The sequence below is a fragment of the Aeromonas allosaccharophila genome (genome assembly GCF_016026615.1).
GTDB classification, from domain to species: Bacteria; Pseudomonadota; Gammaproteobacteria; order Enterobacterales; family Aeromonadaceae; genus Aeromonas; species Aeromonas allosaccharophila.
Genome location: NZ_CP065745.1, coordinates 4,408,571 through 4,427,576 on the forward strand (window position 1 = coordinate 4,408,571; position 19,006 = coordinate 4,427,576).

Annotated in this window: 20 protein-coding genes; 14 read left to right on the top strand and 6 right to left on the bottom strand. The window is 59.8% G+C overall.

Going from position 1 to position 19,006, the window contains the following annotated elements; translation table 11 throughout:
• Window positions 1-24 precede the first annotated feature (24 nt).
• The 5 genes from epd to I6G90_RS20305 all read left to right on the top strand — a co-directional run bounded on the left by epd (window position 25) and on the right by I6G90_RS20305 (window position 5,750).
• Window positions 25-1,035 carry an erythrose-4-phosphate dehydrogenase gene (epd, locus tag I6G90_RS20285; protein ID WP_042080032.1) on the top strand — a complete coding sequence of 337 codons (1,011 nt, stop codon included), beginning with the start codon at window positions 25-27 and terminating at the stop codon, window positions 1,033-1,035.
• Between the two features lie 61 nt (window positions 1,036-1,096).
• Entirely contained in the window at window positions 1,097-2,260 is a 1,164-nt protein-coding gene (locus I6G90_RS20290) for a phosphoglycerate kinase (protein WP_058053229.1), read from the top strand.
• Between the two features lie 115 nt (window positions 2,261-2,375).
• Window positions 2,376-3,455 (top strand): class II fructose-bisphosphate aldolase, encoded by a 1,080-nt coding sequence (gene fbaA, locus I6G90_RS20295; protein ID WP_042062080.1) that lies wholly within the window; start codon window positions 2,376-2,378, stop codon window positions 3,453-3,455.
• Window positions 3,456-3,614: 159 nt separating this feature from the next.
• Entirely contained in the window at window positions 3,615-4,919 is a 1,305-nt protein-coding gene (locus tag I6G90_RS20300; RefSeq protein WP_197928971.1) for an NAD(P)/FAD-dependent oxidoreductase, read from the top strand.
• A 240-nt stretch (window positions 4,920-5,159) separates the two neighbouring features.
• Complete coding sequence (locus I6G90_RS20305; protein WP_197928972.1) at window positions 5,160-5,750, top strand: hypothetical protein; 591 nt, start codon at window positions 5,160-5,162, stop codon at window positions 5,748-5,750.
• Between the two features lie 54 nt (window positions 5,751-5,804).
• On the opposite strand, the gene I6G90_RS20310 is transcribed toward I6G90_RS20305, so the two are convergent.
• From I6G90_RS20310 to cutA, 3 genes are all read right to left on the bottom strand, one after another.
• Entirely contained in the window at window positions 5,805-6,218 is a 414-nt protein-coding gene (locus tag I6G90_RS20310) for a hypothetical protein (protein ID WP_040068021.1), read from the bottom strand.
• Between the two features lie 131 nt (window positions 6,219-6,349).
• Complete coding sequence (locus tag I6G90_RS20315) at window positions 6,350-8,140, bottom strand: protein-disulfide reductase DsbD (RefSeq protein ID WP_197928973.1); 1,791 nt, start codon at window positions 8,138-8,140, stop codon at window positions 6,350-6,352.
• On the bottom strand, window positions 8,137-8,454 hold the full coding sequence (gene cutA, locus I6G90_RS20320) for a divalent-cation tolerance protein CutA (protein ID WP_197931227.1): 318 nt from the start codon (window positions 8,452-8,454) through the stop codon (window positions 8,137-8,139). Before cutA ends, I6G90_RS20315 begins: the two co-directional genes overlap by 4 nt.
• A 243-nt stretch (window positions 8,455-8,697) precedes the next feature.
• Between cutA and I6G90_RS20325 the strand changes: the two genes are divergently transcribed.
• Window positions 8,698-9,054 (top strand): hypothetical protein, encoded by a 357-nt coding sequence (locus tag I6G90_RS20325; RefSeq protein ID WP_005362699.1) that lies wholly within the window; start codon window positions 8,698-8,700, stop codon window positions 9,052-9,054.
• 162 nt (window positions 9,055-9,216) lie between these two features.
• Here the strand turns inward: I6G90_RS20325 and I6G90_RS20330 are convergent, their stop codons facing one another.
• A complete protein-coding gene (locus I6G90_RS20330) occupies window positions 9,217-9,663 on the bottom strand; it encodes a PACE efflux transporter (RefSeq protein WP_197928974.1) in 447 nt (148 codons plus the stop codon).
• Window positions 9,664-9,790: 127 nt separating this feature from the next.
• Between I6G90_RS20330 and I6G90_RS20335 the strand changes: the two genes are divergently transcribed.
• Window positions 9,791-10,672: a LysR family transcriptional regulator gene (locus tag I6G90_RS20335; protein ID WP_197928975.1), complete on the top strand. Its 882-nt coding sequence runs from the start codon at window positions 9,791-9,793 to the stop codon at window positions 10,670-10,672.
• Between the two features lie 6 nt (window positions 10,673-10,678).
• On the opposite strand, the gene ygfZ is transcribed toward I6G90_RS20335, so the two are convergent.
• Window positions 10,679-11,587, bottom strand: coding sequence for a tRNA-modifying protein YgfZ (ygfZ, locus tag I6G90_RS20340; protein WP_197928976.1), 909 nt, complete (start codon window positions 11,585-11,587; stop codon window positions 10,679-10,681).
• A gap of 111 nt (window positions 11,588-11,698) precedes the next feature.
• Between ygfZ and I6G90_RS20345 the strand changes: the two genes are divergently transcribed.
• A complete protein-coding gene (locus tag I6G90_RS20345; RefSeq protein ID WP_033136300.1) occupies window positions 11,699-11,968 on the top strand; it encodes an FAD assembly factor SdhE in 270 nt (89 codons plus the stop codon).
• A gap of 19 nt (window positions 11,969-11,987) precedes the next feature.
• The gene (locus I6G90_RS20350; protein ID WP_197931228.1) at window positions 11,988-12,380 is read left to right on the top strand and encodes a protein YgfX; all 393 of its coding nucleotides are present in this window, start codon (window positions 11,988-11,990) and stop codon (window positions 12,378-12,380) included.
• A 155-nt stretch (window positions 12,381-12,535) separates the two neighbouring features.
• On the opposite strand, the gene nadB is transcribed toward I6G90_RS20350, so the two are convergent.
• Window positions 12,536-14,143 (bottom strand): L-aspartate oxidase, encoded by a 1,608-nt coding sequence (nadB, locus tag I6G90_RS20355; protein WP_042062095.1) that lies wholly within the window; start codon window positions 14,141-14,143, stop codon window positions 12,536-12,538.
• 182 nt (window positions 14,144-14,325) lie between these two features.
• On the opposite strand from nadB, the gene rpoE reads away from it, so the two are divergent.
• From rpoE to lepA, 5 genes are all read left to right on the top strand, one after another.
• The gene (gene rpoE, locus I6G90_RS20360; RefSeq protein WP_042062096.1) at window positions 14,326-14,907 is read left to right on the top strand and encodes an RNA polymerase sigma factor RpoE; all 582 of its coding nucleotides are present in this window, start codon (window positions 14,326-14,328) and stop codon (window positions 14,905-14,907) included.
• Window positions 14,908-14,929: 22 nt separating this feature from the next.
• Window positions 14,930-15,532 carry an RseA family anti-sigma factor gene (locus I6G90_RS20365; RefSeq protein ID WP_182970489.1) on the top strand — a complete coding sequence of 201 codons (603 nt, stop codon included), beginning with the start codon at window positions 14,930-14,932 and terminating at the stop codon, window positions 15,530-15,532.
• A gap of 21 nt (window positions 15,533-15,553) precedes the next feature.
• The gene (locus I6G90_RS20370; RefSeq protein WP_197928977.1) at window positions 15,554-16,534 is read left to right on the top strand and encodes a MucB/RseB C-terminal domain-containing protein; all 981 of its coding nucleotides are present in this window, start codon (window positions 15,554-15,556) and stop codon (window positions 16,532-16,534) included.
• A 100-nt stretch (window positions 16,535-16,634) separates the two neighbouring features.
• Window positions 16,635-17,096, top strand: a complete 462-nt coding sequence (locus I6G90_RS20375; RefSeq protein ID WP_042062100.1) for a SoxR reducing system RseC family protein — start codon at window positions 16,635-16,637, stop codon at window positions 17,094-17,096.
• A gap of 116 nt (window positions 17,097-17,212) precedes the next feature.
• Window positions 17,213-19,006 carry a translation elongation factor 4 gene (gene lepA, locus I6G90_RS20380; protein WP_042062101.1) on the top strand — a complete coding sequence of 598 codons (1,794 nt, stop codon included), beginning with the start codon at window positions 17,213-17,215 and terminating at the stop codon, window positions 19,004-19,006.

Genomic DNA, 19,006 nt, shown 5'->3' on the forward strand with positions numbered 1-19,006 from the left:
CTGGTTCAAGGAAACGGATTCTCGATGATCAAGATTGCCATCAATGGTTACGGGCGGATCGGTCGCAACGTGTTGCGAGCCCTCTATGAAAGCGGGCGCGACAAGACCATCAAGATCGTCGCCATCAACGAGCTGGCGGCCCCCGAGGCCATGGTGCACCTGACCCGTTACGATACCAGTCACGGTCGCTTCCACCATCCGGTGCAACTGGCGGGCAACAGCATGCTGGTGGGGGAAGATCTTATCTCCCTGTTTGCCGAGCGGGATCCGTCAAAGCTGCCGTGGCGGGCACTGGGGGTGGATGTGGTGCTCGATTGCACCGGGGTGTTTGGCTCGCGGGCCGATGCCGAGCTGCATCTGGCGGCGGGGGCGGGCAAGGTGCTCTTCTCTCACCCGGCCGATGCGGATGTGGATGCCACCGTGGTCTACGGGGTCAACCATCAGGTGCTGACGGGGCGTGAGCGGATCGTCTCCAACGCCTCCTGTACCACCAACTGCGTGGTGCCGGTGATTGAAACATTGCATCGAGAATTTGAGATAAATTGTGGTACTATTACGACAATTCATTCGGCCATGCATGATCAGCAAGTCATCGATGCTTACCACAGTGACTTGCGCCGAACCCGCGCTGCCAGCCAGTCCATCATTCCGGTGGATACCAAGCTGGCAAAGGGGCTGGAGCGTATCCTGCCCCACTTCGCCGGCAAGTTCGAGGCGATCGCGGTGCGGGTGCCGACCATCAATGTAACAGCGATGGATCTCAGTATTACTGTTCGTAAAAAAGTGACAGTTACTGACGTAAATCAAGCCCTGCAACGGGCATCCAGAGGTACATTACACGGTATTCTGGATTACACGGAAGAGCCTTTGGTCTCCGTAGACTTCAATCATGATGCACACTCCTGCATCATTGATGGTACCCAGACCCGGGTGAGCGATGCCAACCTCGTCAAGATGTTGATGTGGTGCGATAACGAATGGGGCTTCGCAAACCGGATGCTGGATACCACCCGGGCCATGATGGCCGCAGGCTGAGCCTGCCCCGGGCGAATAGGTTACTGTTTTTAACATTACCTGAAAATATAGAGGACTGAATATGTCTGTTATCAAGATGACTGACCTGGATCTGGCGGGTAAACGCGTTCTGATCCGTGCTGACCTGAACGTACCGGTAAAAGACGGCAAGGTCACCTCCGATGCACGTATCGTTGCGACTCTGCCGACCATCAAGCTGGCTCTGGAAAAAGGCGCCAAGCTGATGATCACCTCCCACCTGGGTCGTCCGACCGAGGGTGAATACAACGAAGAATTCTCCCTGGCTCCGGTTGTCAACTATCTGAAAGACGCTCTGTCCTGCCCGGTTCGCCTGGCCAAGGATTACCTGGATGGCGTAGAAGTCGCTGCCGGTGAGCTGGTTGTGCTGGAAAACTGCCGTTTCAACAAAGGCGAGAAGAAGAACACCGAAGAGCTGGCCAAAAAATACGCCGCCCTGTGTGACGTCTTTGTAATGGACGCGTTCGGTACTGCTCACCGCGCCGAAGGTTCTACCTACGGTGTGGCCCAGTTCGCGCCGGTTGCTTGTGCCGGTCCGCTGCTGGCGGGTGAACTGGAAGCTCTGGGTAAAGCCATGCTCAAACCCGAGCGCCCGATGGTTGCCATCGTTGGCGGCTCCAAGGTCTCTACCAAGCTGACCGTTCTGGAATCCCTCTCCAAGATTGCTGACCAGCTGGTTGTCGGTGGTGGCATCGCCAACACCTTCATCGCTGCTGCCGGTCACAACGTCGGCAAGTCCCTGTGCGAGCACGACCTGATCGACACCGCCAAGAAACTGGCTGCCGAGACCAACATTCCGGTGACTACCGACGTGGTTGTCGGTGCCGAGTTCTCCGAGTCCACTCCGGCTACCATCAAGTCTGTTGCTGACGTGACCGACGGCGACATGATCTTCGACATCGGCCCTGACTCTGCCAAGGCCCTGGCTGACATCATCATGAACGCCAAGACCATCCTGTGGAACGGCCCGGTCGGTGTATTCGAGTTCGACCAGTTCGCTGAAGGCACCAAGATCATCGCTGAAGCCATCGCTGCTTCTCCGGCCTTCTCCATCGCTGGCGGTGGTGACACCCTGGCTGCCATCGACAAGTTCGGCATCGCTGACAAAGTCTCCTACATCTCCACTGGCGGCGGCGCCTTCCTGGAGTTCGTAGAAGGCAAGGTTCTGCCGGCTGTTGCGATTCTGGAACAGCGCGCCAAAGCCTAATTGACCCGAGACGGGGGGCAAAAGCCTCCCGTTTCGTTTATCATGTGCCCGCTGTGCCGGTTCATGATGAACCCCCCATTTTTTATTAACGGCATACGAGACAGGACGATTAAACATGTCTAAGAAAATTTTCGACTTCGTAAAACCCGGCGTGATCACTGGTGATGACGTTCAGAAAGTGTTCGCCATCGCTAAAGAGAACGGCTTTGCTCTGCCGGCCGTAAACTGCGTTGGTACCGACTCCGTTAACGCCGTACTGGAAGCTGCCGCCAAGGTTAAAGCGCCGGTTATCGTTCAGTTCTCCAACGGTGGTGCCGTGTTCACCGCCGGTAAGGGTCTGAAGCTGGAAGGCCAGAAAGCCGCCATCCTGGGTGCCATCTCCGGTGCCAAGCACGTTCACGCCGTTGCCGAAGCTTACGGTGTACCGGTGATCCTGCACACCGACCACGCTGCCAAGAAGCTGCTGCCGTGGATCGACGGTCTGCTGGACGCGGGCGAGAAGCACTTTGCTGAAACCGGCAAGCCGCTGTTCTCCTCCCACATGCTGGATCTGTCCGAAGAGTCTCTGGAAGAGAACATCGACATCTGCTGCGAGTACCTGACCCGCATGGCCAAGATGAACATGACTCTGGAGCTGGAACTGGGTTGCACCGGTGGCGAAGAAGACGGCGTCGACAACAGCCACATGGATCAATCCGCTCTGTACACCCAGCCGGAAGATGTTGCTTACGCTTACGAGCGTCTGTCCAAGATCAGCCCGCGTTTCACCATCGCGGCCTCCTTCGGCAACGTACACGGTGTCTACAAGCCGGGTAACGTCAAGCTGACCCCGTCCATCCTGGACGCTTCCCAGAAGTACGTTTCCGAGAAGTTTGGCATCCCTGCCAAGTCTCTGGACTTCGTATTCCACGGTGGTTCAGGTTCCACTCTGGAAGAGATCCGTGAGTCCATCTCCTACGGCGTAGTGAAGATGAACATCGACACCGACACCCAGTGGGCAACCTGGGAAGGTCTGCTGAACTTCTACAAGAAGAACGAAGCTTACCTGCAAGGCCAGCTGGGCAACCCGGAAGGCGCCGACAAGCCGAACAAGAAGTTCTACGATCCGCGCGTATGGCTGCGTGAAGGTCAGACTTCCATGATCGCTCGTCTGGAGAAAGCATTCTCCGACCTGAACGCCATCGACGTACTGTAATTCGTTACCGTACCTTGATTGCATGAAAAGGCGCCCTTCGGGGCGCCTTTTGCATTTCTGTGATCCGCGCAGGTTGGCGAGTGGGCGAAGAGGTGGGTATTATCGAAACAACTTTGCTTATTTTATTAAACAATTTGCCACCAAAGCAGGATGCTGAGTATGCAGGCAGGAAAGCACTACGGATATCAGGAGCACGTCGCCTCCTACTACGCGGCCACCCGTAACGACTCGCAACAGTGGCCCGAGCTGGAGGGGGAGTACAAAGCTGACGTCTGCATCATCGGCGGCGGCTTTACCGGTCTCAACACCGCCATCAATCTGGCGGATGCCGGTTACAAGGTTGCCTTGCTGGATGCCAACCGTATCGGCTGGGGTGCCTCCGGGCGCAACGGTGGCCAGCTTATTCGCGGTATCGGCCACGATACCAGCCAGTTCGCCCGCTGGATTGGTGAGCAAGGAGTGCGCGAGCTGGATCTGATGGGGCTGGAGGCGGTGCAACTGGTGCGCGAGCGGGTCGAGCGCTTCAATATCGATTGCGATCTCACCTGGGGCTACTGCGATCTCGCGACCCGTCAGCGTCATCTGGCCGGTTTCGAGGAGGATCTCGAACATCTGGCGAGCCTCGGCTATGAGCACGAGCTGAGACTGGTCCCGCGCGAAGATATCCATAGCGTGGTGGGATCGGATCGCTATATCGGCGGCCTCATCGACATGGGCTCCGGCCATTTGCATCCGCTCAATCTGGCGCTGGGCGAGGCGCGAGCCGCCGCCAGCCTCGGGGTTTCCCTGTTTGAACACTCCAGAGTGACTCATATCGACTACGGCAAGCAGGTCGAGGTGACCACCGCCCACGGCCGGGTCACTGCCGATTATCTGGTGATTGGCTGCAACGCTTATCTCAATGATCTTAATCCGGAGCTGGGAGGACGGGTGCTGCCCGCCGGTTCTTACATCCTCGCCACCGAGGTGCTCGATCGCCGCTTGCGCCAGCGACTGCTGCCGCAAAACATGGCAGTGTGCGACCAGAACGTGGCGCTCGACTACTACCGCCTCTCCGCCGATGGCCGCCTGCTGTTTGGCGGCGCCTGCAACTATTCGGGGCGAGACCCGAAGGATATCAAGGCCTTTATGTTGCCCAAGCTGCTGCGGGTCTTCCCCGAGCTGGCCGAGACCTCCATCGAGTTTCAGTGGGGCGGGATGATCGGGATCGGTGCCAACCGGTTACCACAGATTGGCCGCCTCAAAGAGCACCCCAACGTGCTCTACGCCCAGGCTTACTCGGGCCATGGCCTCAACGCCACCCACATGGCGGGCAAACTGGTGGCCGAAGCGATCCGTGGCGAGAGCCGGGGTTTCGATCTCTTTGCCAGCGTGCCCCATATCACCTTCCCCGGCGGCCCGGCACTGCGCTCCCCACTGTTGGCGCTGGGGATGTTGTGGCACCGGATGAAGGATATCTTCTGACACCCATTGTCAGCCTGCACTGTGATGTCTGAACGCAGCCCCCTTGCCAGCCCCTTGTTTATAGCGGGTTGGCACAATTATCCCGCCTGATAGACCAAAAGATGCATTCGCGCCAATCCCTTCCGGTTGGCGCTATCTTTTAGGTGTGAGAGCGGTTATCTGCCAAAGGGACGAGGTGTGGCCCGCTTGTCGGAATACTTGCCGAAAAAGGGCCGAGGACGGAGAGAGAGGAGGGCCGAGATGGAGATGAATGTGGTCGCGTCTGGTGGGCTCAGCCCGCTGGCGCAACGGCAGGGATCTCTCGCTGCGCAGGCACCGGAGAGGGCTACGCCGTCGCCATCGACAGGCAGCGACAGTCGGATGGTGCGCGACCTTGGTGCTGTGTTGGACGAGCTGGGGCTGTCACCGCAAGGTGAGAGCAGCGGCGGGAGCAGCATCTCAATCAGGGATTCGCTGGAGGGGTTCATCAACACCATGATGGGAGCCCTGCAACAGCAGCAGGAGCAACAGCTGGCATTGCAGCAACAACAGCGGCAAGAGCAGGAACAGCGCAAACTCGCCATCGATGACAGCAGCGAGAACCCGCTCAAACGGGATCTGGAGCGCCTGCTGGAGACGCTGGATCAACAGGGCGGGCAGGGAAAAGCGAGCGAGCAAGGAGCCGAGATCGAAGCGGTGAACCCCTTGCAGAGCCAGCTGACCAAGCTATTGGAGAGCAGCGGTGCGGCAGAGCGCGGGGTCACCCTCAAGGAGGTGCTGTCAGGGTTGGCCAGCAAGTTACCGAACGAACCCGCCGAGCGAAAAGGGTATCGGGTCGATACCCAGGTCTGAGCTGGTTGGCAACGGCAGCCCCGTCGTTGCAGAGCGTAAGGGGCGGGAAGCCATTTATTGGGCCGGTTCGGCCAACCGCCAGCCCTGTTCGTCTTTCATCATCCACACCTCTGCCTCTTGCGGCAGCACCTGGCCCGCCTCGAACTCGCCATATTTACGCTCGAGCTCCATCAGACCCATCTCCTGCTGGAAGGGGCCAACCCGGTCGTAGACCAGATCCTCATCGTGCAACACCTGCAACTGATCGAGCCCCTGCTTGAAGTGGAGCTGGTAACTCACCTTGACCAGATAGACCCCCTCCATCCGCTCCTCCTTGCCGAGGATGGTGAAGTCGCTGATTTCGAACAGGTTGGCGTCTGTCTCGGCCAGCAGCCTGGCGGTAACTTGGCTCCGGATATCCTCTTCACCGGGCCCTGCACTGCAGCCATAAAGCCAGAGGGCTAGCAGGGGGATGAACCACTTTTTCATCAAAACTCCGGACGGGCGAGACAATCGAAGGGCAAATTCTGCCATGCTGCCGGTCATATACAAGGGATTGCCAGAAAAATCAGTGCGTAACGCATGAGGCGGCCCCGGCCTGTCGACAGGAGCGCCGTTGGTCAGCGTAGCTGATCAAGTTTGCCCAGAAACTCGGCAGGCCCCATAAAACCGGTGACCCGCTGGCCTGTCAGCTCCTTGCCCTCACGGTCGAAGAAGATGAGGGTCGGCAGCCCGAGCACATTGAGGCTGTTGAGCAGCTCGACATCGGCATCGTCGTTGGCGGTGACATCAGCCTGCAGCAGCACCATCTGGCCGAAACGCTCGCGCACTGCTGGGTCGCTGAAGGTCTTGTGTTCGAACTCCTTGCAGGCGACGCACCAGTCGGCGTAGAGGTCGAGCAGCACCGGCTTGCCGCGGGCGGCGGCCAGCTGCACCTTGAGATCATCCTGCGTCTTGACGCGGATAAACCGCGGCGCCGTTTGACCGGCATCCGCCGTGATGGCAGCAGAGGTGGCCGGTTGCAGCAGATCCTTGCCCACCACCACGGCGCTGATCATCGCCAGCAGCAGCACGAAGCCTCGCACGCTTCTGGCCACCGAGTGGGGCTGGTGCTGGTTGTGGTGATAGAGATAGCCGCACAGCAGCAGCCCCCAGCCGAGCCAGGCGAGAGTAGCAATCTGATCGCTCCAGAGCCGTGACAGCAGCAGGATCGGCACCGCCAGCAGGGCAAAACCAAACAGCTGCTTGATCACATCCATCCAGGCACCCGCCTTGGGCAGCAGCTTGCCGCCCGAGGTGCCGAGCAGCAGCAGCGGCAGCCCCATCCCGAGCGAGAGCGCATAGAGCGCCGCCCCGCCGAGCCAGAGATCGCCGCTCTGGGCCACGTAGATCAGTGCCCCCGAGAGCGGCGCCGTGGTGCAGGGAGAGCAGACCAGTCCGGAGATCATCCCCATGATGGCGACCCCGACCACAGAGCCACCCTGCTGGCGGTTGGAGAGACCGGAGAGTCGGGTTTGCAAACTGCTCGGCAGTTGCAGGGTGTAGAGTCCGAACATGGAGAGGGCCAGCAGCACGAACATCACCGATAGGCCGATCAGCACATAGGGGTGTTGTAGCGCCGCCTGGAATTTCAAGCCCGCCGAGGCCACTACCAACCCCAGCAAGGTGTAGGTGACCGCCATCCCCTGCACATAGACCAGGGAGAGCAGGAAGGCGCGGCCGGTGGAGAGGTGATGACCGGCACCCGCGATGATGCCGGTCAGGATCGGGTACATGGGGAAGACGCAGGGGGTAAAGGCGAGCCCCAGCCCCAACGCGAAGAAGGCGACGATGCTGAGCCAGAACCCCTGATGGCCGAGGGCGGCGGCCAGCTGATCCTGCTGACTCACGGGTGCGACGCTTTGTGCTGTTTCAGCTGTGGACGCTGTGGTTGCCGTGACCAGCGGGGCCACATCGATCAGCTTGTCGGTCGGCGGGTAGCAGAGACCGTCGGTACAGCCCTGATAGCGCACCCTCAGGCTGGCATTTTCTCCCACCTCCTTCAGCGGCACCGCGATGCTCACCTGCTGGTAGTAGACCCGGGTCTTGCCGAAGAAGTCATCCTCGTGCTCGGTGCCTTCCGGCAGGGTCGGCTCGCTGAAGGTGAGGTTGTTCCCCTTGAAGCGCAGGCTGTGGCGATAGAGGTAGTAATCGTCGGCGATATGGAGGGTCAGCAGCAGCTGATCGCCGCGCTGTTCGCTCTCGATCTGAAAGGCCTCATCGACCTGCAAAAATTTGGGTTTGGCGTTGGCTTCAATGCCCAGCGAGCTGAGCAGGTCGGCGCCGCTGGCGTAGGCCGAGGGGCTGCCTGCCGCTGTCATCAGCAGGGCACAGAGCAGCAACAGGGGAGAGAGCAAGCGGGCGAATGTCATGTGGTCTCCCCATTCAGCCAGTCGAGATAGGCGGGCAGTCCGGCACTCACCGGCAGGGCCAGCAGCTCGGGCACCTCATAGGGGTGATGGGCTTGAATGCATGCCTGCAGCTCGGCAAAGCGCGGCTGGCGGGATTTGATGATGAGCTGGATCTCGGTGGCGCGCTCCACCTTGCCTTGCCAGCGATAGACGGAGGTGACGCCCGGTAGCTGATTGATGCAGGCGGCCAACCGCTGGTTCAGCAGCTGTTCGCAGAGAAGGTCGGCACTGGTTTGATCTGGGCAGGTGCAGAGCACCACAATGGCGTCGGTCATAAAGCGGATCTTCACCTCGTTGGGGTAAACCGGGAGGCGCCCTTGCCGTGTCATCCCTGTCTTGCGGATGAAGGTGAAAAAGCGCCCGAAAATCAGCGGCTACTATACCCCAGAGCCGCTTCAAATAGCATCTGTAGCCATTTGTGAGCCAGCGCCAAAAATTAGTGGGGGGCATGAGATAGACGCTGTCATGGGGACAGGGCAGAATGAGCGGGCTTGTTCCCAATTGACGTAAGGAAATGTATGACCCAACAGAATGAGCAGCAGAGAAACCGCATGTTGAGCCTGCTGCGCGAAGGTGAGCGCCGCATGTTGGTTCAATTGGCCGGGCTGCTGCGCACGACCGCCGATGAAATCAATGCCGAGTTGGAGAAAGAGGAGCTGATGGCCACCCTGGAGCAGCCTATCACGGTGGAGTATCTCAACGGCGTGGTGCAGCACCATCTGTTCGAGCGCAAACACAAGGGCGATATGGCGGTTGCCCAGCAGATCCTGAGCGATTATCAGAGCGAACTGGAAGCGCTGCAGGCCGCCCAGGCGCAGCCTGAAGAGGCTGCCGCTGCCGACGAGAGCGGCGAAGAGCTCAAGGCCCAGGCCTGAGTGACGGGCAGGTCTGAATCCTTACTTCTGAATCAGCCGGCCTGCCCCCGCTAATCCCTCTTGCGGCCCCATCATGTCTGCCATGATGGGGCCGTGTGGTTTCTTCTGTTGCCTACACTTGTTGACCTTCACTTCTTGGTTCCGGCCCACCCGATTCGCGCCTTAGCGGGCACCTTGCGGCATGCCGTGCGGCACTTCGCGGGGAATGGGGAAGATCTTGTCATAGCTCAGGTTGTAGACGAAGGCATAAACCAGATAGAAGATCGCAAAGCCGAGATCCAGGAAGAAAGCCTCCAGCAGTGTAATGCCAAGCCACAAAGACATAATTGGCATGGCGGCCAGCAATAACCCCCCCTCGAAACCAATCGCATGGATCACCCGTTGCCACATGCTCTTGTGGGTATGGCCCTGAAACTTCAGCAGCAGCTTGTCGACGCCGACGTTGTAGATGTAGTTCCAGACCGTGGCGAGGATCGAGAAGAAGATCGCCAGCGGTCCCATGTGGCTGAGATGAATGCCGGTCGCCCAGCTGGCCAGTGGGGCGGCGATGAACAGGCCGATCAATTCAAAGCCGATAGCATGGCGCAGTCGATCGTTACGGGTACGCATAAGTCACTCTCTCAATCAGGTTCATTCACGAATTGCCGGTTAATCTATAGAACTTTCGCGATAGATTCATGTTGGTATCCATCGCTAAAATAGATAGATGACAAACGGCTCGTTGGAGGGCCATAGGATGACGCCATCACTGGAACAACTGAGGATCTTGCTGGCCGCTGCCGAAACCGGCTCGTTTTCCGCCGCCGCCCGCAAGCTGGGCAAGGCGCAGTCGGTGGTGAGCAGCGCCATCGCCAATCTGGAGATCGATCTGGCGCTCACCCTGTTTGACCGCAGCGGCCGCTATCCGCAGTTGACGGAGGCGGGGGCTCGCATGGTGCAGGAGGCGGGTATCCTGCTGGCGCAGAGTGAACGGTTGCAATCCATTGCCGGAGAGCTGGCGGCAGGTGTGGAGACGCGCCTCACCCTGGCCATCGATGATGACTCCCACCTTCCCTGGCTCGGCACCCTGTTGGAGGAGTTCGCCACCCGCTATCCGACCGTGGAGCTGGAACTGCTCTTCCCGCTGATGGAGGATGTGACCGAGCTGCTGGTGACCGGCCGTGCCCAGCTCGGCATCAGCTATCAGAAGGTACACCCTCAGCGGGAGATCGTCGCCCGTTCGCTGGGGGAGGTGACCATGCCGCTGGTGGTGTCACCGGATCATCCGCTGGCCCGCAAGCAGCCGCTGCGGGAGGTCGATCTGCAGGGGGCACGCCAGCTGATGGTGACCGGCCGACGGGAAGGGAGCGAGCGCCAGCGTTTTCGCATCTCGGCTCAGGTGTGGTGGGTCGAGGGGGATCTCGGGGTGCTGGAGCTGGTCAAACGGGGCCTTGGCTGGTCCGCCATCCCGGAATTTCTGCTGCATCAGCCGCTGAAGCGGGGCGAAGTGGTGGTGCTGGAGCCGGACTTTATCGCCAGCCACGCGCTGGCGCTGGAGCTGCAGTGGCATCGCGCCCGCCCGCTTGGGCAGGCGGGGCGCTGGCTGAAGGAGGCTCTGCTGGCGCGCGTGCCTCGCTAGCCGACCTTACTCGGTCAGGGTGTAAGGCAGGGGTTGCAGGGTGAGGCGGGAGCCTTCGTCCTGCTTGAGGCGGAATTGGGCGTCAGCCTCGGTATCTTTCGGCAGCACGGCGGTGAGCCACACCTGCCCGGCCTGTTGCCAGGCGTTGAGCACCATACCGCTACGACGCCAGTTGTCACCCAGTTGCAGTTCAAGGGTATCGCCGCTGGCGACCGGCTCGCCGGTAGTGCCTGCCAGCAGGAACATAGCGCGGTTGTTGGCGCCGCGATATTTGGCGCGTGCCACCGTCTCCTGCCCCATGTAGCAACCCTTGTTGAAGCAGATGCCATCCAGCGCCTGCAGGTTGAGCATCTGCGGGATGAACTCCCCCTGATGCACCGCTTCCATGTGCGGCAGGCCCGCCTTGATGTCGAGCCCCCACCAGAGTGACTCGTCACCTTGCGGCAGGGCGTCGGCTTGCTGATTGCTCACCAGCAGCCAGCGATCCTGTTCGATCTTCACCGCCATGCCACCGTCGATAAGACCGCTCTGCAGAAGGCCAAACTGCGCGGCGATCCACGCATCTGTGCCCTTGCCAGCCAGACCTGTGGCGTGGCGTTCGTCGGCGGCGATCTCGACCTTGGAGAAGACGGCAAATTTCTTCAGCTCTGGCAGCTGACGCTCCAGCACCGAGGGGCTGGTCAGCAGCAGCAGGCTGTCGTCGAGGCAGAGCAGGCGGAAATTGCTCCACAACTTGCCCTTGGGATCACAATGGCCACCCGGGGTCTGTTGCCCCGGTTGCAGGGCGTTGACATCACAGGTGACCTGACCTTGCAGATATTTGACGCGATCCTGGCCGCTGATACGGGTGATGGCCAGCTTGGTCAGGGGGAAGCGGGTCGGCTCGGCAGGAAAAACAGGTGGTTGCAGGCTCACGATGGTATTCCAGAGAGAAAGTATGTGAGCTGCATGGTAAAGACGTAACTAATGTTTGTCAGCCGGAAAATCCAGCTGGTACCATCCCCCGGTCTTTGTAAGGAGAGTGCCATGTTGAGCCCAGTTGAAAAATCCCGCCTGAAGTGGGCCTGCCGTCGCGGCATGCTCGAGCTGGATGTGATCTTTATGCCCTTTTTCGAACACGAGTTTGATTCCCTGAGCGACGCCGATCAGCAGACCTTTATCCGCCTGCTGGCGAGCGACGATCCGGATCTGTTCAAATGGTGCATGGGTCATGGTGTCCCTGCCGATCCCGCCTTTGCCGCCATGATCCCGATGATCCTGGAGCGCAATCAGGCGCGCCACGACCGCCAGGGGTAATACCGTGGAGCGGGTGATCATGACGGTTCACCCCTCCCGCTATCAGCAATGTTTGTTGGTGGCCCTCTTTCTGTTGCTGCTCTGGCCGGTGGCAAGCCTGATTGCCGGTTGGCAGTGGGCGCTGTTGCTGCCCGTCTGGCTGGTGGCGCTCTGGCTGAGTTGGCGCTCCCTCGCCGAGCCCCCGTTCGAGCTTGTCTGGGATGGCCAGTGGCTACAGTGGCAAGGTCGCCGCTATCAGCTCGGCAAGAAAAGCCGCATTCTGCCCGGCGTGCTCAGGCTGGTGCTTTGCCCCGAGCCGCAAGAGAGTGGAGCTGTGTCGCCACGGCAACTGTGGCTCTTCTCCGATGCCCTTCCTCCCGAACACTACCGCCTGCTGGCGCGAGCCATCCACTTTCTGCCATCCCGGCGCTGACACCTGTTTCCCGTGATGACCATGCGCTGATTTATCGTGGTGAGCGGCGGCCATATGGCTGGCGGCACTATTTTTGTTGCTGAAAAAATCGGCTGAAAAAAGTGACCCCGCCGGGGCGGGGTCACTGATTGCTGCAACGCTTGGCGGGAAGGGGATTAATCCCGCTCCGGGGTCAGCACGGTCGGTTTGGAGTCCGGTAGCATATCCGGATGATCCAGGTTGTAGTGCAGGCCGCGAGACTCCTTGCGCTGCAGGGCGCAGTTGACGATAAGCTCGGCCACCTGCAGCAGGTTGCGCAGCTCCAGCAGGTTGTTGGAGACGCGGAAGTTGGCGTAGTACTCCTGCACCTCCTGCTTGAGCAGGTCGATGCGGCGCTTGGCGCGGGCCAGGCGTTTGTTGGTACGCACGATGCCCACATAGTCCCACATCATCAACCGCAGCTCGTGCCAGTTGTGTTGGATCACCACCAGTTCGTCGGAATCTTCCACCTTGCTCTCGTCCCACACCGGCAGGTGCGGCGGCTCCACGCTCATCGGCAGCTTGGCCAGAATGTCGGCCCCCGCCTGATGGGCATAGACCACGCATTCCAGCAGGGAGTTGGAGGCCATGCGGTTGGCGCCGTGCAGACCGGTATAGGTCACTTCGCCAATGGCGTAGAGGCCGGGGATATCGGTCTGGCCGTTGTTGTCGATCATCACGCCACCACAGGTGTAGTGAGCAGCAGGGACGATGGGCATCGGCTCTTTGGTGATGTCGATGCCGACCGCGAGGCAGCGCTCATAGATGGTCGGGAAGTGCTTGATGATGAAATCGGCCGGTTTGTGGCTGATGTCCAGATACATGCAATCCGCTCCGAGCCGCTTCATCTCGTGGTCGATGGCGCGGGCGACGATATCGCGCGGTGCCAGCTCGGCCCGCTCGTCAAACTCCGGCATAAAGCGGCTGCCGTCCGGGCGGCGCAGATAGGCCCCCTCGCCACGCAGTGCTTCGGTCAGCAGGAAGTTGGGATCATCGGGGTGGAACAGGCTGGTGGGGTGGAACTGGTTGAACTCCAGGTTCGCCACCCGGCAACCGGCCCGCCATGCCATGGCGATGCCATCGCCAGAGCTCACATCCGGGTTGGAGGTGTACTGGTAGACCTTGGAGGCGCCACCGGTGGCCAGTGCCACGAAACGGGCGCGGATCACCTCGACCTGCTCGGCGTTACGGTTCCAGACGTAGGCACCCAGCACCTTGTTGCCCGGCAGATTGAGCTTGCGGGTGGTGATGAGGTCGACCGCGTTGAAGCGCTCCATCAGCTGGATATTGGGGTGGGCACGTACCTGATCGATCAGGGTGAGCTGCACCGCCTTGCCGGTGGCGTCGGCCGCGTGGAAGATGCGGCGATGGCTGTGGCCCCCTTCGCGGGTCAGGTGATAGTGGGATTCACCGTCGGCGTTCTCCTCCTGATCGAAGGGAACCCCTTGCTGAATGAGCCACTGGATGGACTCGCGGGCGTGGCGAGCGGTGAACTCCACCACTGCCGGGTCACACAACCCGGCGCCGGCGTTGAGCGTGTCGCTCACGTGGGATTCGATGCTGTCGGTTTCGTCGAAAACGGCAGCGATGCCTCCTTGCGCATAGAAAGTGGCCCCTTCACTGATGGGCCCCTTGCTCAGAACCAGGACTTTGGCGTGGTCTGCCAATCGCAACGCGAGGGACAGACCAGCGGCACCGCTGCCAATGATCAGTACATCGCAAAGGTATTCAACACTTGCTTTCATAAGTATCATTAGCCTGGATTAAGAACTGGCACCATGGTAGCCCAAGCGAGGGCGAGGATGCAGCCTGCATCACATTTTTTTCAATTGAAGCGAACTTTCTCTGATTCTCCCTGTCTGAACTTGTGCGCTTAGGAAGGGCCGGAAAAGAAGAACGATAACCTGATGGGGGTTTTACGGCTCTGATGAGCGACCAGAATCTACTGGACGAACAGCTGGTTGAACGGGTCCAGCGCGGCGATAAAGCAGCTTTCAACCTGTTGGTAAAAAAATACCAGCAAAAGGTGGTCAACCTGGTTGCCAGGTATGTCAACAATCCCGGTGATGTGCCCGATGTGGCACAAGAGGCCTTCATAAAAGCCTACCGTGCATTGCCGACATTCCGTGGCGAAAGTGCTTTTTATACCTGGTTGTACCGAATTGCCGTGAACACGGCGAAGAATTATTTGACCTCCCAGGGGCGCAGGCCGCCCAGCAGTGATGTGGAGGCTGACGAAGCGGAGTCTTATGGTGGTGGTGAAGCCTTGCAAGAGGTCTCAACCCCCGAAAACCTGGCGCTGACTGACGAGATCAAACGCACGGTGTTTTCAGCCATAGAGGCATTGCCGGAAGACCTGAGGACAGCTATCACCCTTCGCGAACTGGAAGGGCTGAGCTACGAAGAGATTGCCGAAATCATGGATTGCCCAGTGGGTACGGTCAGATCCCGTATCTTCCGGGCGAGGGAAGCAATCGATAAAAAGCTGCAACCTCTGATCGAGAATTAACTGGGGAAAGACGGGTTAACTTATGGCAAATAAAGAGCAAATCTCTGCCCTGATGGATGGTGACCTGATTGACGCAGAGGTACTGAACGAGCTGGAGATGGACTCCGACTTGCAAGATACCTGGGGTCGTTACCACCTGATCGGCGATGCCATGCGGGGTGACCTGCCGGTCAATCTGCAACTGGATCTCAGTGACAGCATCATGGCTGCGCTGGAGGATGAGCCCACCATACTGGCACCCAAGCCGGTTGAGACGGCTCCTGTGCAGCAACCTGCCATTGCACCGGTCAAGACAGATTCCAATGTGGTTCCGTTGTTCCGCCGGGTCGGTCAGCAACTCGGTCAATATGCCATTGCGGCATCCGTGGCTGCTGCCGTTATCTTCGGCGTGCAGCAGTATCAGGGACAGGATGGCGTACCGGCCAATCCGGTGCTCAATACCATTCCTATCGGTGGCAGTGCGGCACCGGTGAGTGTTCACTATCCGCAACAGGATGGCGCCCGTGCCCGTCAGCAAGGGCTGACCGAACAGCAGATGCAGGAGCAGCGGGAGCGGATCAACGCCTTCCTGCGTGACCACCAGTTGCAGCAGCGCCTGTTGCAAGACAGACAGATCCAACAATAACGAATTGTCAGGGATACAAACGTGCGCCAGTCCAGCCGTATTTTGCTGGCCTCTCTCCTGCTGATCAGTGCCAAGGCCTCGGCCGACGATAAGTCGGCCGAGGCCTTGTTGCAGCAGATGCAGAGTGCCGTGCAGCAACAGAATTTCGAGTTATCCATGGTCAAGGCCCGTCAGGGGCGTCTTGAACCGATCCGGATCAGCCATGCCGTGATCAACGGCAAGGAAGTGGCCCACCTCAGTTACCTCGATGGCAAGGCGATCGAGTATCTCCAGCGCCAGAACGAATACACCTTCTTTGAAAACAGCCACGATCCCTACACCCTGAAGGATGCCCGTTTCCCCGGCATCTGGTCGACCCTGGTGAAGATGCCGCTGGAGCAGGTGCTGGAGAGCTATGATCCGGTGCTGGCCGGTCGCAGCCGGGTCGCCGGTGTGGTGGCGCAAGTGGTGAGGTTGGTGCCTAAAGAGGCCGACAAATATGGTTTCGTGCTCTGGATTGACGAGCAGAGCCACTTGCTGCTGCGGATCGACATGGTCGAGCGGGAAGGCAATCTGGTGGAGCAGGTACTCGGTGTCGAGCTGGATCTGCAGAGCAAACCGGCCCCCTGGCTGGTGAAGCTGGCCAACAGCAAGCAGCCTCCGGCGCTGGCGCTAGAGGATGCCTATCCGGCGCCGCAGCAGGCGCTGAACTGGCAGATCACCTGGCTGCCCGATGGCTTCAAGGTGCTGTCGCAAGACCGGCACCAGCTGGTGACCACCAGTATGCCGGTGGATTACATGATGCTCTCCGATGGGCTGGTGGATCTCTCGGTCTATGTCTCCCGGGTGGATCCCAAGCAGGCGGTGCGCCAGCAGCTGATCCGCCAGGGCGCGACCTCGCTGGTGAGCTATGTCAACGAAGTGGGGGTCGAGATCACAGTGGTCGGGGAAGTGCCGGCCGAGACCGCCAAGCGCATCGCTGAGTCGGTCCAGCCGCTGGCTCGCAACGAGGCCGTGCAGTGAGTCCATGCTCTGGGCTGGCAGTGGTGCCCAGCTTGCCGCAGACTGCAAGTCGTGTTCAGATCCTGCCATTGCATGAGCACGAGGTGTTGCTGTGAACGAGATGAGTGAAGAGCTGGCGACCGTGGTGGCCATTGAGGGTGACCATGCCTGGGTGGAGTGTGAACGTCGCTCCGCCTGCAGTGGCTGCCAGCAGCAATCCAGTTGCGGTACCGGCACAGTGGCCAAGGCATTTCCCCTGAAGGCCCCCCGCTTGCGGGTCAGGCTGACCGCCGAAGTGCGGATTGGCCAACAAGTGAGGCTCGGCATCCCGCAGGCGAGTCTGCTGCGCGGGGCGGCGCTGGTCTATGTGCTGCCGCTGTTCTGCCTGCTGGTGGGCGCCCTGTTGGGGCAGCTCTGGCTGGCGCCGCTGCTCTCGGGCGGGGAGGGGATCACCATTCTCTGCTGTCTGCTGGGGGGCGTGCTGGGCTTTTTACTGGTTCGTTACTTTTCCAACCGCCTGGATCAGGGGCGCTACGGCCCGCAGATGCTTGGCGTCGTCGTTCCTGTCCGCATCCTCCCCTGACCGAACAGGCGCTATTTCACTGGCGCTGGCGACTAAAGAATGGCCGTCAGCCGGGTTATCCAGTAAAATCGCGCCTCCATAACTGACCTTAACCAATTTTGAGTGACTCTTGCTCGATGAAACACATTCGTAACTTTTCGATTATTGCGCACATCGACCACGGTAAATCGACCCTGTCGGACCGTCTGATCCAGACTTGCGGTGGCTTGTCCGACCGCGAGATGCAGGCTCAGGTGCTTGACTCCATGGATCTGGAGCGCGAGCGCGGCATTACTATCAAAGCACAGAGTGTGACCCTGAACTACCAGGCACAAGACGGTAACACCTACCAGCTGAACTTTATCGACACCCCGGGCCATGTGGATTTCTCCTACGAGGTCTCCCGCTCTTTGGCGGCCTGTGAAGGGGCGCTGCTGGTGGTGGATGCCGGCCAGGGGGTTGAGGCACAGACTCTGGCCAACTGCTACACCGCCATGGAAATGGAGCTGGAAGTGGTGCCGGTGCTGAACAAGATTGACCTGCCTGCGGCAGAACCGGAGCGGGTTGCCGAGGAGATCGAAGACATCGTCGGCATCGATGCGATGGACGCGGTACGCTGCTCCGCCAAGACCGGCCTCGGTGTCGATCTGGTGCTGGAAGAGATCGTTGCCCGCATCCCGGCACCGGAAGGTGATCCGGATGCTCCGCTGCAGGCGTTGATCATCGACTCCTGGTTCGACTCCTATCTGGGCGTCGTCTCGCTGGTGCGGGTCAAGAACGGTTCCCTGAAGAAGAACGACAAGATCAAGGTGATGAGCACCGGCCAGGTATGGGGTGTCGATCGTATCGGTATCTTCACGCCCAAGCAGGTGGATACTCAGGGTCTGGGTTGCGGCGAGGTAGGTTGGGTTGTCTGCGGTATCAAGGACATCCACGGCGCGCCGGTGGGCGATACCCTGACCCAGGCCAAGAACGGTGCCGACAAGGCGCTGGCCGGTTTCAAGAAGGTGAAGCCGCAGGTCTATGCCGGTCTGTTCCCCATCTCCAGCGATGACTACGAGTCGTTCCGTGACGCCCTCGACAAGCTGTCGCTCAACGACGCTTCCCTGTTCTTCGAACCGGAGAGCTCCACTGCGCTGGGCTTCGGTTTCCGTTGCGGCTTCCTTGGCATGCTGCACATGGAGATCATTCAGGAGCGTCTGGAGCGGGAATACGATCTGGATCTGATCACTACGGCGCCGACCGTGGTCTATGAAATCGAGCTGAACAACGGCGAGACCATCCACATCGATAGCCCGGCGGCGATGCCTGCGGTCAACAATATCAAAGAGATGCGTGAGCCGATCGCCGAGTGCCATATCCTGCTGCCGCAGGAGTACATGGGCAACGTGATCACCCTCTGTATCGAGAAGCGTGGCGTGCAGACCAACATGGTCTATCACGGCAAGCAGGTGGCACTGACCTATGAAATCCCGATGGCAGAAGTGGTGCTCGACTTCTTCGACCGCCTGAAATCCACCAGTCGCGGTTACGCCTCTTTGGATTACGGCTTCAAGCGCTTCGAAACCTCTGACATGGTCCGTCTGGACATCATGATCAACGGTGAGCGCGTCGATGCACTGGCCATCATCACCCACAAGGAGAACGCCCAGTATCGCGGTCGCCAGGTGGTTGAGAAGATGCGCGAGCTGATCCCGCGTCAGATGTTCGACATCGCCATTCAGGCCTCCATCGGCAACCAGATCATCGCCCGCAGTACCGTCAAGGCGCTGCGTAAAGACGTGACCGCCAAGTGCTACGGTGGTGACGTGAGCCGGAAGAAAAAGCTGCTGAACAAGCAGAAAGAAGGTAAGAAGCGGATGAAGTCTGTCGGCCGTGTAGACGTGCCGCAGGAAGCCTTCCTCGCGATTCTCCACGTCGGAAAGGACTAA